This is a genomic window from Exiguobacterium sp. TDN 0502 (assembly GCF_050846835.1).
Lineage (GTDB): Bacteria > Bacillota > Bacilli > Exiguobacteriales > Exiguobacteriaceae > Exiguobacterium_A.
This window is the reverse complement of record NZ_JBOZGJ010000002.1, coordinates 165,222-178,700: the sequence shown is the minus strand read 5'-3', so window position 1 is coordinate 178,700 and position 13,479 is coordinate 165,222. Positions and strand designations below refer to the sequence as shown.

At 49.5% G+C, this 13,479-nt stretch carries 13 protein-coding genes and 1 riboswitch; of the genes, 11 read left to right on the top strand and 2 right to left on the bottom strand.

The window, feature by feature from the left end; translation table 11 throughout:
• The first annotated feature begins 15 nt into the window (after nt 1-15).
• The 6 genes from ACRPK8_RS04100 to ACRPK8_RS04075 all read left to right on the top strand — a co-directional run bounded on the left by ACRPK8_RS04100 (nt 16) and on the right by ACRPK8_RS04075 (nt 5,634).
• Entirely contained in the window at nt 16-750 is a 735-nt protein-coding gene (locus tag ACRPK8_RS04100) for a Stp1/IreP family PP2C-type Ser/Thr phosphatase (protein ID WP_432237045.1), read from the top strand.
• A gap of 2 nt (nt 751-752) precedes the next feature.
• Nucleotides 753-2,687 (top strand): Stk1 family PASTA domain-containing Ser/Thr kinase, encoded by a 1,935-nt coding sequence (gene pknB, locus ACRPK8_RS04095; RefSeq protein ID WP_432237044.1) that lies wholly within the window; start codon nt 753-755, stop codon nt 2,685-2,687.
• A gap of 25 nt (nt 2,688-2,712) precedes the next feature.
• On the top strand, nt 2,713-3,618 hold the full coding sequence (gene rsgA, locus ACRPK8_RS04090; RefSeq protein ID WP_432237043.1) for a ribosome small subunit-dependent GTPase A: 906 nt from the start codon (nt 2,713-2,715) through the stop codon (nt 3,616-3,618).
• 2 nt (nt 3,619-3,620) lie between these two features.
• Complete coding sequence (rpe, locus tag ACRPK8_RS04085) at nt 3,621-4,277, top strand: ribulose-phosphate 3-epimerase (protein WP_432237042.1); 657 nt, start codon at nt 3,621-3,623, stop codon at nt 4,275-4,277.
• A 22-nt stretch (nt 4,278-4,299) separates the two neighbouring features.
• Nucleotides 4,300-4,409, top strand: a riboswitch (TPP riboswitch).
• A 60-nt stretch (nt 4,410-4,469) separates the two neighbouring features.
• On the top strand, nt 4,470-5,030 hold the full coding sequence (gene thiT, locus ACRPK8_RS04080) for an energy-coupled thiamine transporter ThiT (RefSeq protein ID WP_432237041.1): 561 nt from the start codon (nt 4,470-4,472) through the stop codon (nt 5,028-5,030).
• 1 nt (nt 5,031) lies between these two features.
• Entirely contained in the window at nt 5,032-5,634 is a 603-nt protein-coding gene (locus tag ACRPK8_RS04075) for a thiamine diphosphokinase (protein ID WP_432237040.1), read from the top strand.
• Nucleotides 5,635-5,687: 53 nt separating this feature from the next.
• Here ACRPK8_RS04075 and ACRPK8_RS04070 read toward each other — a convergent pair whose 3' ends face one another.
• Both ACRPK8_RS04070 and rpmB read right to left on the bottom strand, forming a co-directional pair.
• The gene (locus ACRPK8_RS04070; protein WP_432237039.1) at nt 5,688-7,091 is read right to left on the bottom strand and encodes an amino acid permease; all 1,404 of its coding nucleotides are present in this window, start codon (nt 7,089-7,091) and stop codon (nt 5,688-5,690) included.
• A 140-nt stretch (nt 7,092-7,231) separates the two neighbouring features.
• Complete coding sequence (gene rpmB / locus ACRPK8_RS04065) at nt 7,232-7,420, bottom strand: 50S ribosomal protein L28 (RefSeq protein ID WP_023468758.1); 189 nt, start codon at nt 7,418-7,420, stop codon at nt 7,232-7,234.
• A gap of 283 nt (nt 7,421-7,703) precedes the next feature.
• Here rpmB and ACRPK8_RS04060 point away from each other — a divergent pair, with 283 nt between their 5' ends.
• The 5 genes from ACRPK8_RS04060 to recG all read left to right on the top strand — a co-directional run bounded on the left by ACRPK8_RS04060 (nt 7,704) and on the right by recG (nt 13,443).
• The gene (locus ACRPK8_RS04060; protein WP_023468757.1) at nt 7,704-8,066 is read left to right on the top strand and encodes an Asp23/Gls24 family envelope stress response protein; all 363 of its coding nucleotides are present in this window, start codon (nt 7,704-7,706) and stop codon (nt 8,064-8,066) included.
• Nucleotides 8,067-8,091: 25 nt separating this feature from the next.
• The gene (locus tag ACRPK8_RS04055; protein WP_432237038.1) at nt 8,092-9,765 is read left to right on the top strand and encodes a DAK2 domain-containing protein; all 1,674 of its coding nucleotides are present in this window, start codon (nt 8,092-8,094) and stop codon (nt 9,763-9,765) included.
• A gap of 100 nt (nt 9,766-9,865) precedes the next feature.
• On the top strand, nt 9,866-10,528 hold the full coding sequence (gene sdaAB, locus ACRPK8_RS04050; protein ID WP_023468755.1) for an L-serine ammonia-lyase, iron-sulfur-dependent subunit beta: 663 nt from the start codon (nt 9,866-9,868) through the stop codon (nt 10,526-10,528).
• 4 nt (nt 10,529-10,532) lie between these two features.
• Nucleotides 10,533-11,429 carry an L-serine ammonia-lyase, iron-sulfur-dependent, subunit alpha gene (gene sdaAA, locus ACRPK8_RS04045; RefSeq protein ID WP_023468754.1) on the top strand — a complete coding sequence of 299 codons (897 nt, stop codon included), beginning with the start codon at nt 10,533-10,535 and terminating at the stop codon, nt 11,427-11,429.
• The gene (gene recG, locus ACRPK8_RS04040; protein ID WP_432237037.1) at nt 11,413-13,443 is read left to right on the top strand and encodes an ATP-dependent DNA helicase RecG; all 2,031 of its coding nucleotides are present in this window, start codon (nt 11,413-11,415) and stop codon (nt 13,441-13,443) included. The genes sdaAA and recG overlap by 17 nt, the downstream gene beginning before the upstream one ends.
• The last annotated feature ends 36 nt before the right edge of the window (nt 13,444-13,479 follow it).

The window sequence follows — 13,479 nt, the reverse complement described above, 5'->3', positions numbered from 1 at the left end:
GAACGGAGGACTGTCATGGAGTTAGCTCATCTGTCGACTACTGGGAAAGTCAGGACTAAAAATGAAGATGCGGTCTTGCTCATTGGAGAGGCAGATCGTGGACTCGCCGTCGTCGCCGACGGTATGGGAGGTCATGCGGCTGGTGATATTGCCAGCGCAATCGTACGCGAAGTATTTGCAGCCTCTTATGAGCAAATGCCTGAACGTCCGATGGAACTTACGGATTGGATTAAACAATGCGTGGCTGAAGCGAATGAGAAAATTCTTCGGTTTTCAAGAGCAGAACAACTTGCGATCGTCGGAACAACGATTGCCTGTGTCTGCTGGGTCGATGACTTACTCGTCATCGGTCATGTCGGAGATAGCCGTGTCTATGCGCTTGAAGAGGATAAGTTGAAACAATTGACGGACGATCATTCCTACGTCAACATGTTGCGGCAATTAGGAGAACTCTCGGATGAGGAAGTGGAAAACCATCCGCGCAAGAATGTCATTACCCGATCAGTCGGTTCGAATGAAACGGTCGAAGTCGACATACAGGTCAGAGATGCTCCAGATTATGACCTTATCCTGGTCTGCAGTGACGGTTTGACCGATGAAGTACCAGACGAAATCATCGAACGAATCGTATTGGACGATGAGCCTTTAGACGAGGTCGTCGGGCGATTGGTGAAAGAAGCGAATGCACGAGGAGGCGCAGATAATATCACGATTGCTGCCATCCGGTTCAAAGAAAGAAAGAGGGTCTGAATATGCGATACGGAGATCGATTAAATGACCGCTACCGCATAGAACGGCTAGTTGGAAGTGGCGGGATGGCAAATGTCTATCAAGCCTATGATGAAATTTTAAAGCGTCATGTCGCCATCAAGATTTTACGGACGGAGTTTTCACATGATGAACAGTTCATCCGTCGATTCGAACGTGAGGCGCATGCTGCTACTAGTTTGAATCATCCAAACATCGTTGCCGTCTATGATGTTGGCGAAGAAGATGCCATCTATTACATCGTCATGGAATATATTGATGGCATGACCTTAAAGACATTTTGTGAAAATCAAGCATTACCTGTGCCGCAGGCCGTCGATATCATTGCCCAAATCTGTGATGCGATCGACCATGCCCATGCACACCGGATCATCCATCGCGACATCAAACCGCAAAATATGCTGATTCGGGAGGATGGTACTGTCAAAGTCACGGATTTCGGAATCGCTGTGGCGATGTCGAATGCGACGCTGACGCATACGATGTCAGTCCTTGGATCCGTGCATTACTTTTCACCGGAACAAGCGAAAGGGAAATTTGCCGATGAAAAGTCGGATATCTATTCGCTCGGTGCCGTCTTATATGAACTCGTCACAGGACAAGTGCCGTTTGAAGGTGATTCGCCCGTAGCGATTGCCTTGAAACACCTACAAGATACACCACGCCGTCCATCCGTCTTGAATCCGAAAGTGCCACAAGCGCTTGAAAACTGTATTATGCAGGCGCTTGCGAAAGCACCGCACGACCGACAGCAATCGGTTGCTGCATTTAAGGCAGATATGGTGACAGCCCTTTCCGAAGAAAGAGCGAACGAAGGAATTCGTGGGGCGGAAGAGGACGAGATGGAAAAAACAATGGTCCTCGCACCGGTGAGTGTGCCGGAAGAAAAGACAGCCGAAACAGAGGCACCAACTGTCACGACTGTCCAACCGAAAACGCCAGAGAAGAAAAAGAAAAAACGCTGGTGGATCGTGCTGCTGTTCCTTGTGTTACTAGGCGGAGCCGCTACGACCTTTGCGATGTGGCCAGATCCGACGGTTACCGTCCCATCTGTCGTCAAAACGGACGGCGATGAGGCGGAAACGAAGCTTGAGAAACTTGGCTTCGTTGTTGAGACGTCAGAACGAAACAGTGATACAGTGGACGAGGGAAACGTCATCAGCCAGACACCGCGTGAAAATGCACAAGTCAAGAAGGGTTCGACAGTTAACTTGGTCGTCTCAACAGGTAGCGCGCCGGTCGAAGTACCCGATGTCACCGATGATGCTGAAAAAGAGGCAATCGCTACCTTAAAGGATGCTGGTTTTGCGAAAGTTGAAGTCGAACGCGAGAAATCGGATGAAATTGCGCGAGGGAATGTTATCCGGCAATCGATCTCGGCTGGAACGGAAGTGATCGCAAAAGAACAGACGATTACGATTACCGTCTCGGAAGGAACATCTTCTTTCGAGTTGAAGGATTTGACGAACCTATCGAGTGACGAAGCGAAAGCGTATCTGGATGAAAAAGGACTCGACGGAACGTTCGAGCAAGAATTCTCTAGCGACGTGAAGCTCGATCAAGTCATTCGTCAGTTCCCGCAAGCAGGAGCACAAGTCGAACCGAACGACTCGGTAACCGTCTTCATCTCAAAAGGTGAGGAAGAAAAAACGGTGACGGCAACGTTCCCTGAAAAGGTCGTCTATGATGCGGTCAGCGAGAACGAAGATGAGACACCAGCGAAACAAGTCATTCGGATTGAGACGGAAGATGCAAAAGGGAAGCGGACTGTCATTGAAGAATCGATTGATCAAGATGAGACATTCGACGTGCCGGTGACGATTGATCCGGGAGAAGAAGGCAAAATTACGATTTATAAGGATGATACCGTGTATCGTTCGAAAACGATTACGTATAATCAAGCAAAAGACGCACAATGAATGTGACGAAGAAGGAGTGCATAGGATGACGGAACAGCGCATCGAAGAGAATCGGGAAGGTACGATCATACGGTTGCAGGGCGGCTTTTATGATGTCATGACACCAGAGGGGGAGGTCCGTTCGCGCGCACGAGGGAATTTCCGGAAGCGTGGCATCAGTCCGGTCGTCGGAGATGAAGTCGTGCTTCATATCGAGAGTGAGACCGGCTATATTCTTGAAGTGAAAGAGCGTGACAATTTCCTTGTCCGACCACCCGTTGCGAATATCGACCAAGCCCTATTGGTCGTATCAGCGGCAGAACCTGATTTTTCAGCGCATCTGCTCGATCGGTTTCTCGTATTGATCGAAGCGAAGGAAATCCAGCCCGTCATCTTGTTAACGAAGATGGATTTGCTCGACGATGTCAAGGGCCCTGCTGTCCACGAAGCGATTGCCGCTTACCGTAAGATTGGCTATACGGTCATTGAGACATCAAGTGAGACGATGGCAGGTGTCGAGCAAGTCCGACCATTACTTGCGGGAAAAACAAGTGTTCTCGCCGGACAATCCGGTGTTGGCAAAAGTTCACTGTTAAACGCGCTCGAACCATCTCTTGATTTAGAAACGAGCGCCATCTCGAAATCACTCGGACGTGGACGACATACGACGCGTCACGTTACGTTGATGCCGCTTGCGGACGGTTTGATCGCGGATACACCTGGGTTCTCGAATCTTGATTTCCCTTATGAGATGGAAATCGAGGATGTCCGGTGGAGCTTTCCTGAATTCGTTGCTGTGCAGGACGACTGTAAATATCGGGGGTGCTTGCATCTGAATGAACCGGGGTGTGCCGTCAAGGAAGCGGTCGAAGCACAAGAAATCATGTCCTCTCGTTATGAGAACTATGGTATGTTTATAGACGAAATCAAGAATCGAGCCCGGAGGTATTGAAGATGATTAAAATTGCACCATCAATCTTATCAGCAGATTTTGCAAATCTTGAGCGTGATGTCAAAGCCGTCGAGGCAGCAGGAGCCGACTACATCCATTTCGACGTCATGGACGGTCAGTTCGTCCCGAACATCTCGTTTGGATTACCCGTACTCAGCAGTTTACGTCAGAAGACGGATATGGTCCTTGACGTCCATTTAATGATTGACCAGCCGGAACGTTTCGTCGAAGATTTCGTCAAGGCAGGGGCAGATATCGTGACGTTCCACGTCGAAGCGACGAACCATGTCCATCGTGTCTTGCAACAAATCAAAGCAGCCGGTGCAAAGGCAGGGGTCGTCTTGAACCCCCACACGCCGCTATCAACGATTGAGCATGTCCTTGAGGATGTCGATATGGTCTTGTTGATGACGGTCAATCCGGGCTTCGGCGGACAGGCGTTCATCGAGAGCGTCATGCCGAAACTTGCAACACTCGCGCAAATGAAAGCAGATCGTGGTCTGGCATTCGAAATCGAGATTGATGGTGGCGTTAATCCGGAAACCGCTAAACAATGTATCGAAAACGGTGCGAATGTTCTCGTTGCAGGATCGGCAATCTACAATGCACCGGATTATGCGGAAGCGATCACTAGCATTCGTCAAGGGGCTGCCGTATAATAAGAACGAGAAAACGAAATATGATGACCGCAAGGGGTGTCGCTTAAAAAGCGGCTGAGAGGAGTCTTTTCGACTTTAACCCTTCGAACCTGTTCCGTTCAGACGGACGTAGGGATGTGGCGCACGCAGGCAGTACGGCGTTCGTCGTACTGCCTTTTTGCGTCCTCTTTAACCATGAAGGAGGAAATAAACATGAAACGGTTACAAATGATGATGGAAATTGCCATCTTCGCCAGTCTCGGAGTCGTCTTTGATTTGCTGATTCCATTCAAAATGCCACAGGGTGGTTCGATTAGCTTAGCGATGCTACCGATCTTCGTCATGGCATTCCGCCACGGCGTCGTCGGTGGTGTCGTCACGGGAGCGCTCGTCGGTACGATTCAATTGATGTTCGCGCCGCAAGTGTTGACAATCGTCCAACCATTGCTCGATTACACGATTGCGTATGGCGTCGTCGGACTGAGTGGTCTCTTTGCACGTCAAGTCAGACAAGCAGCGCAAAATGGTCAGAAGAAAAGCTTGATGGCGTTCGTTCTTCTTGCGACGTTATTAGGCGCCGGTCTCCGTTATATCTGTCATGTCATCAGTGGAATCGTCTTTTTTGCCAAGTATGCAAAAGGTCCAGTCGTGGAATACTCTTTCGTCTATAACGCAACGTATATGGTTCCCTCGTACATCTTATGTGGAATCGTAGCAGGAATTCTATTTACGACTGCGCCACGCTTACTCCGTTATTCGGCACGAGGTGTCTGAGATGCGGGCGATTCTCGTCTGTGCCGGTCCGCGAGAAGAAGTACCGGATTTACGGACGTTTTGTCAGCTAGGTGATTTCATCTTCGGTGTCGACGGTGGTGTTCAGACGGTCGAATCGTTTGGGCTGACATGCGACCTGACAATCGGTGATTTTGATTCGCTTGGTTATGTACCAGAAGGGGCAATCGTTCATCCGGCCGAGAAAGATGAGACGGATCTCGAACTTGCCCTTCGTACAGTGTCTGAGAGGGAACAGCATGAAGAGATCATCATCATCGGGGCGACAGGTGGGCGGCTCGACATGACCGTCCAAAATGTATATCTATTGAAGCAATATCCAGAGGCACGACTCGTGACGAAACGAGAAGAGGTACGATATTTGGCAGCGGGAGCGTATACAGTCGAAGCCGGAAGCTATCATTATCTATCATTCATTCCACTTGTACCGTCGACCTTAAGCTTAGCTGGAGTCAAATATCCGCTCGATGCCCATCCCGTTCCGGTCGGAGGTTCATTGACCGTCAGTAATGAATGGTGTGCCTCACAAGCGAGAGTAGCGCTCCATCAAGGCGAATTATTAATGATGCGGACGCTTAAGGAATAGAACAATCATACAAAAAGAGGCCGTGGATGATCCACGGCCTCTTTCATATGACATTATTCTTCGAGTTGAGAAGGGGCGACACGGATGTCGGTTTGTGCTGTGAGATGTTTTCCTTTGACGAAGAGGTGATAGCTTCCCCACATGACGAGGAAGAAGGGCACACCGATGTATAGCGCGATTCGTTGGTCCGCCTGGAACGCTAGACTGACGAGGACGACGACGTTTAACGTCAACGAAATCAGCGGTAACACCGGATAAAGGGGTGTCTTGAATTTCAATTCGGATAGATCATGACCGTTTCGTAAGAACTGCCGACGGAATGCAAGCTGAGACGCAGAGATCGAAATCCAACCGACTTGAGCACCGAGTCCAGCTAAGGACAACAACCAGATGAAGACGGTATCCTCAGCGAAAAAGGCTGTCAGAAGCGATAGCATCGCAAACATCATCGTAAAGAGCAACGCCCGCATCGGCACACCACGTGCATTCACATAAGATAACTTCTTTGAAATCATGCCTTCTTGCGACATCGCCCATAACATCCGGGTCGCCGCATACAGTCCCGAGTTTCCGACGGACAATAACGCCGTCAAGACGACGATGTTCATCAAATCAGCAGCATACGGGATGCCGATCGCATCAAAGACCATGATGAACGGGCTACTGACTCCTCCAGCCGTCTCATATGGGATCAATGCACCGACGATCGTAATCGATAAGACAAAGAAGATGAACGTACGCCAGACTGTATTCCGGATCGCTTTTGGAATCGATTTTTCAGGTGTGTCGGACTCCCCAGCCGCGACACCGATCAATTCCGTTCCCTGGAAAGCGAAGTTGACGGCAATCATCGTCGTCAAGACACCGAGGATCCCGTTCGGAAACCAACCGTTTGCCGTGAAGTTCGCGAACAACGATGTTGGGCGATCTGCTTCCATCGGTAACCAGCCGAACCAGGCAGCGCCACCTAAAATGATGAAGAACAGGATCGCGAGGACCTTCAAACTCGAGAACCAGAATTCAGCTTCACCGAATGCTTTGGCGGAGACGGCATTCAGACCGAACAGCAAGACCGTAAAGACGGTACACCAGACGACGACCGGCACGTTTGGGAACCAGCGGTCCATTAAACTGCCGGCAGCTGTGATTTCGAGTGCCACCGTCACGGCCCAGCCGAGCCAATAAATCCAACCGACGGCAAAGCCGATCCCTGGTCCGATGAAGCGGGTCGTATAGGTCTGAAATGACCCCGAGACCGGCAGATAGACCGCTAATTCCCCTAAACATAACATCGTCAGATACATGATGGTCCCACCCACGATGTAACTAAGGACCGCCCCGAGAGGTCCTGCTTGTGAAATCGTTAACCCTGACCCTAAAAATAAGCCTGTTCCGATGATCCCGCCGAGTGAAATCATGAACAGGTGTCGACTCGTCATCTCTCGTTTGAGTTGCATGATGACTTCCCCCAATTCTGACAAAATAGAGTACGTTCCTATTGTAAGCGTTTTCAATTCAAGCGACAATTAGTTTATGAGAAAAATAAATAAGGGAATAAAAAAACCGGAAGGGAAGATTCCCATCCGGTGGTTGCGCCTTATACGCGTTCGACTTTACCTGATTTAAGAGCTCGAGCTGAAACCCAAACCTTTTTCGGCTTACCATCGACGAGGATACGTACTTTTTGTACGTTGACTCCCCAAGTACGTTTTGTTTTGTTCAATGCGTGTGAACGGTTGTTACCCGACTTTGGCGATTTCCCAGTAACGTAGCATTTACGTGCCATGCGTTCCGCCTCCTTTTATGTTGTTTTGCGTTCGTCCTAATAGACACTTTGCTATCTTAGCATGGTGTCAGGGCGGTTGCAACATAAAAAAAGTAGCTGACAAGAAAAAAACTTGACAGACAACCTCGAAATTTAAAATAATGGATGAGGATGATGGTAAAAGTTCATTTGACCGCTACTATTTTTCACTTATTCATTGTATAGTCAGTACGGCGACTTTTCAATAGTAGGTCCTTATAGTAGAATTATGAGAAGAATACAATATTCAAAGGGGGCTACTCAGGTGGCGATCGAGATGAAAACGACCTATGGAAAGATTGATGTAGATAATGATGTCGTCGCGCAACTTGCGGGCGGCGCAGCAATGGAATGTTTTGGTGTCGTTGGTATGGCATCCCAGTCTCAAATCAAGGATGGTCTTGCTGAACTCTTAAAACGTGAGAACTTTGCACGCGGTGTCATCGTTCGACAGGCTTCAGAGCAGGTCCATATCGATATGCATATCATCGTAAGTTATGGAACGAAAATCTCAGAGGTGGCGAACAACGTACAGAGTCGCGTGAAATACACGCTCAGTCAGGCACTTGGTCTTGACGTGACATCTGTGAACATCTTTGTCCAAGGAGTCCGCTTGACGAATGTCTAAGGCGGGAATAGAGGAGGAAACTTTAGTGAGTGTAGATCGTTTAACAGGAGCGCAGTTAGTCAAGATGATTCAAAATGGCGCGGCGAATCTCTACCAAAATGCAGATTTCGTCGATTCATTGAACGTCTTCCCTGTGCCGGATGGTGATACGGGAACGAACATGAATTTGACGATGACTTCAGGTGCAAAAGAAGCAGGTAAATCAACATCGGATTCTGTATCGGAAGTCGCGAACGTGTTTGCGCGTGGATTATTGATGGGGGCACGTGGAAACTCAGGCGTCATCTTGAGTCAATTGTTCCGTGGATTCTCAAAATCAATCGAAGGAAAAACGACGATTGATACGCAGGAATTCGCAGATGCGTTGCAAAAAGGTGTCGATACAGCATATAAAGCGGTCATGAAACCGGTCGAAGGAACAATCTTGACGGTTGCCCGTGAGACAGCTGTTGCGGCTATCGCACAATCTGAGACGACAACGGATTTCTTGGAGTTGATGCGTCAGCTCGTCGAAGCGTCGAAAGTGTCACTCGACGGAACACCAGATCTTCTTCCAGTATTAAAAGAAGTCGGTGTCGTTGATTCAGGTGGTCAAGGTCTCGTCTGTATCTATGAAGGGTTCCTTGCGACGCTTGAAGGAAAAGAACTGGACAAACCGCATGCGCCTGTCATGGAAGCACTCGTCGAAGCAGAGCATCACAAAACGGCTCAAAGCTTCATGTCGACAGAAGAAATCCATTACGGTTACTGCACGGAAATCATGGTTCGTTTCCAAGATGACAAACTCGCGAATGCACCGTTCAGCGAAGAAGACTTCCGTAATGAATTAGCAGAATTCGGTGACTCGTTGCTCGTCGTCGCGGATGAAGAACTCCTCAAAGTTCACGTCCACGTCGAAACACCAGGAGAAGTCATCACAAAAGGACAACGTTTCGGTGAACTCGTCGCTGTTAAGATTGAAAACATGCGTCAACAACACTCGACGATCCTTGAAGAAGAAGGCGCGAACCAAGTCACTCCAGTCGCTGCACCGAAGGCAAAAGCGAAAGCAGCCCTCGTAACAGTCGCAATGGGTGAAGGAATCAGTGAACTCTTCAAATCACTCGGTGTCAGTGTCGTCATCGAAGGCGGACAAACGATGAACCCGTCGACGGAAGATATCGTTAAGGCGATCGAGGATGCACATGCTGAACATGTCTACGTCTATCCGAACAACTCGAACATCATCATGGCGGCTGAACAAGCAGCATCTGTTGCCTCTTGCGGTGTAACGGTCGTGAAATCAAAAACAGTCCCACAAGGATTGGCGGCAACAATCGTCTATAACCCAGAAGCGACTGTCGAAGAAAACGAAGCGCATATGGCAGATGCAATTGCAGCCGTTAAATCGGGTCAAGTCACATATGCCGTACGTGATACGAACATCGATGGTGTAGAAATCAAGAAAGACGATCATATGGCGATTGCTGAAAAACAAATCGTCGCTACGGACGCTTCAAGTCTTGGTGCTGTCAAGAAACTCGTCGATACACTCGTTACGGAAGACGACGAGATCATCACGGTGCTTTACGGTGAAGGCGTCTCAACAGAAGAAGTCGACGACCTCGTCGCGTACATCGAATCGGTTAATCCGGATGCTGAAGTGGAAGTCCACGACGGCAAACAACCGCTTTATTCGTACATTTTAAGTGTCGAATAAAACCATCATACTGAAAAAGGGCGACTAGCCTTTTCACGAATCCCACCATCTGCGATAATAGAGGTGGGATTTCGTTTGTTTCATAGAGAGGGGAAAAGAAATGAAATATCGTAGCGTCTTTGACATCATCGGACCAGTCATGGTTGGTCCATCGAGCTCGCATACAGCAGGGGCTGCACGGATTGGATTGATGGCGGGTAAATTATTCGGGGAAACACCAACGGTCATCCATATCACGTTTTACGGTTCATTTGCTGATACGTATCGCGGACACGGAACGGACGTCGCCATCATCGGCGGGGTTCTCGGGTATGACACGTTTGACGATCGGATTCCGCAATCGATTGACATCGCAAAATCAAAAGGGATTGAGATCCATTTCGAGACGAGTGAGGCGTTGACGGATCATCCGAATACGGCTCGTGTCCACTTGACGAATGGCGTAGAAGAGTTTGAATTGGTTGGGATTTCAATTGGTGGGGGAACGATTGAAATCACGGAATTAAACGGTGTACCGCTTCGTTTGTCCGGTGGGGGACCGGCACTCGTCGTCTTGCACCATGACCGCTTTGGTGCGATTGCAGCCGTGACGAGCATACTGGCTGATTACGAAATCAACATCGGTCACATGGAAGTCTCGCGGCACGAAAAAGGAAAACAAGCTCTTATGGCGATTGAAATTGATGACCGGATTACAGCAGAAGTGTTGGAAGAAATCGATCGGTTACCTCAAGTCGAGCGTGCCGTCATGATGGGAGAGTGAAGATATGTTTAAATCCGTAAAAGAACTCGTCGCCATCGCGACGGAACGAAACATTCCGATTTCGGAAGTCATGATCGAGCAAGAGATGACGGTTCGTCACTTAGAGCGGGATGAAGTCTATGCGATGATGGAACGAAACCTACAAGTGATGGAAGAGGCGGTTGCTCGTTCACTCGATGGAGACGGTGTCCAGTCGGTGACAGGACTAACCGGTGGGGACGCTGTCTTGCTTCAACGGTACCGTGCTTCAGGTAAAGGATTGTCAGGAGATCTACTACTTGATGCCGTCAGTAAAGCGATCGGAACGAATGAAGTCAATGCCGCGATGGGGAAAATTTGCGCGACACCAACGGCAGGCAGTGCCGGCGTCGTACCCGGAACGCTATTTGCGGTCAAAGATCGCTTAAACCCGACGCGTGAGCAGATGTTACGCTTCTTGTTCACATCCGGTGCGTTCGGCTTCGTCGTTGCAAACAATGCGTCGATCTCCGGAGCAGCTGGTGGCTGTCAGGCAGAAGTCGGTTCAGCGACAGCGATGGCAGCTGCTGCCATCGTTGAGATGGCGGGCGGAACGCCGGATCAGTCAGCACATGCCTTTGCGATTGCACTGAAGAACATGCTCGGGCTCGTCTGTGATCCGGTCGCTGGACTCGTCGAAGTACCGTGCGTCAAACGAAATGCGATGGGTGGAGCGAATGCCGTCGTCGCTGCCGACATGGCACTCGCTGGAATCACGTCACGGATTCCGTGTGATGAAGTCATCTCAGCCATGCATGAGATTGGTCAGATGATGCCGTCTGCGCTTCGTGAAACCGCAAAAGGTGGACTCGCGAATACGCCGACTGGTCGCTGGCTCGAAGCGAAAATCTTCGGAGAGTTATCGAATGAATCCATCACGTGACGTCAAGACATTAAAAGGAGTCGGACGGGATTTAGCGAAAAAACTAGAAGAGATGAATATTCTCACCGTTGCGGACGTGCTCGAGCACGTCCCGTTTCGTTATGACGACTTCGTGACGGGAAGTCTAACGGAAGCGATTCACGAGGATAAAGTCAAATTCACGGGACAAGTCCAGTCTGAACCACTTGTGCGCTATTATGGAAAAGGAAAGAACCGCTTGACGTTCCGCTTGCTTGTCGAAGAACGCTATAGTGTGACCGTAACGATGTTCAACCGAGCCTTTTACAAAGACCAACTGCAACTCGGAGCAGAAGTGACGGTCAGTGGTAAATGGGATTTACACCGGATGACAATTTCTGCGACAGAATTGCAGTTTGGAGCGATTGAGGGTGAATTGACACCGGTGTATTCATTACGTGGCGATATGCGGATGAAGACGTTCCGTCGTGTCGTTGACTTAGCATTTAAAGAGACGGAGACGTTAGGCGAGCGGATTCCTGACAGTATTCGCAAGACATACCGGTTGCAAGACCGGATGACGATGCTAAAGGCACTCCATTTCCCGACGAATCGACAAGAGTTAACGGCAGCTCGCCGCAGTTATGTGTATGAGGAATGCCTTTATTTTCAGCTGAAGTTACAGGCGTTACGTCTTGGACGACGAAAAGGTCAAGGGATTGCCTTACCGCTGCATGAAGCGGATATCGCGAAGTTCATCCAGAGTCTACCGTTTCCACTGACAGGAGCGCAACAACGCGTGACAAAAGAAATCCTAGACGACATTGGACGCGGCGAACGGATGAACCGGTTGTTGCAAGGCGACGTCGGAAGCGGAAAGACGGTCATCGCAGCGATTGCACTATTTGCGACGGTTCGTGCCGGAAAACAAGGCGCCTTGATGGTACCGACCGAAATTTTAGCGGAACAGCATGCGGCGTCGCTCGCCCCGTTGCTTGAACCGCTCGGGATTCGCGTCGGTCTACTGACGAGTTCCGTCAAAGGAAAAGCACGGGTGCATTTACTAGAAGCGCTCGTAACGGGAGAAATCGACGTTTTAGTCGGGACACATGCACTGATTCAGGATACGGTCCAGTTCAAGGCATTACATCTCGTCATCACCGATGAACAACATCGGTTCGGTGTCGAACAACGGAAACGATTGCGCGCGAAAGCGGAACAGGCAGATGTATTATATATGACAGCAACACCGATTCCGCGTACGCTTGCGATATCGGTCTTTGGAGATATGGATGTTTCGATCATCGATGAGATGCCGGCGGGACGAAAGGAAATCGAGACCTACTGGGCGAAACCGCAACAGATGGAGCGCGTCTTCGGATTCGTCGAGAAAGAATTGTCGCAAGGACGACAAGCCTACGTCATCACGCCATTGATCGAGGAATCCGAATCACTTGAGGTTCAAAATGCGATTGAATTACATGCGATCCTGACCGAACGGTTCAAACCGTATCAAGTCGGTTTGATGCATGGGCGCCTGACGTCTTCTGAAAAAGATGATGTCATGCAGGCATTCAAGGAAAACGCCGTTCAGATCCTTGTTTCGACGACGGTCGTTGAGGTCGGCGTGAACGTGCCGAATGCATCAATCATTGTCATTCATGATGCGGAACGTTTCGGACTCGCCCAACTGCACCAGTTGAGAGGGCGTGTCGGACGTGGAGACGCCCAGTCCTATTGTATTCTGATTGCCGATCCCTCTTCCGATACGGGAAAAGAACGGATCAAGACGATGACGGAGACGAACGATGGTTTCAAGCTAGCGGAAAAGGATTTAAAGCTGCGCGGTGCTGGTAATTTCTTCGGTACTGAACAAAGTGGATTACCGCGCTTCGTCTTGACCGATCCGGCACTCGACATTCAAGTCATGGAAACGGCGCGACAAGATGCAGTCCGCTTACTGCGATCGGACGCCTTTTGGCAGGCACCGGAATACAGTGTTTTGCGTGACTATATCGAACGCCAGGGGCTACTTGAAGGAGAAAGAATTGAATAATACTTGAAAGTGAACAACAAGGGATATATACTACTG

What these genes read in the sequence shown, in the direction of transcription:
- ACRPK8_RS04100 (WP_432237045.1), top strand. Translation starts at nt 16, where the DNA reads ATGGAGTTAGCTCATCTGTCGACTACTGGGAAAGTCAGGACTAAAAAT.
- pknB (WP_432237044.1), top strand. Translation starts at nt 753, where the DNA reads ATGCGATACGGAGATCGATTAAATGACCGCTACCGCATAGAACGGCTA.
- rsgA (WP_432237043.1), top strand. Translation starts at nt 2,713, where the DNA reads ATGACGGAACAGCGCATCGAAGAGAATCGGGAAGGTACGATCATACGG.
- rpe (WP_432237042.1), top strand. Translation starts at nt 3,621, where the DNA reads ATGATTAAAATTGCACCATCAATCTTATCAGCAGATTTTGCAAATCTT.
- thiT (WP_432237041.1), top strand. Translation starts at nt 4,470, where the DNA reads ATGAAACGGTTACAAATGATGATGGAAATTGCCATCTTCGCCAGTCTC.
- ACRPK8_RS04075 (WP_432237040.1), top strand. Translation starts at nt 5,032, where the DNA reads ATGCGGGCGATTCTCGTCTGTGCCGGTCCGCGAGAAGAAGTACCGGAT.
- ACRPK8_RS04070 (WP_432237039.1), bottom strand. Translation starts at nt 7,091, where the DNA reads ATGCAACTCAAACGAGAGATGACGAGTCGACACCTGTTCATGATTTCA.
- rpmB (WP_023468758.1), bottom strand. Translation starts at nt 7,420, where the DNA reads ATGGCACGTAAATGCTACGTTACTGGGAAATCGCCAAAGTCGGGTAAC.
- sdaAB (WP_023468755.1), top strand. Translation starts at nt 9,866, where the DNA reads ATGAAATATCGTAGCGTCTTTGACATCATCGGACCAGTCATGGTTGGT.
- sdaAA (WP_023468754.1), top strand. Translation starts at nt 10,533, where the DNA reads ATGTTTAAATCCGTAAAAGAACTCGTCGCCATCGCGACGGAACGAAAC.
- recG (WP_432237037.1), top strand. Translation starts at nt 11,413, where the DNA reads ATGAATCCATCACGTGACGTCAAGACATTAAAAGGAGTCGGACGGGAT.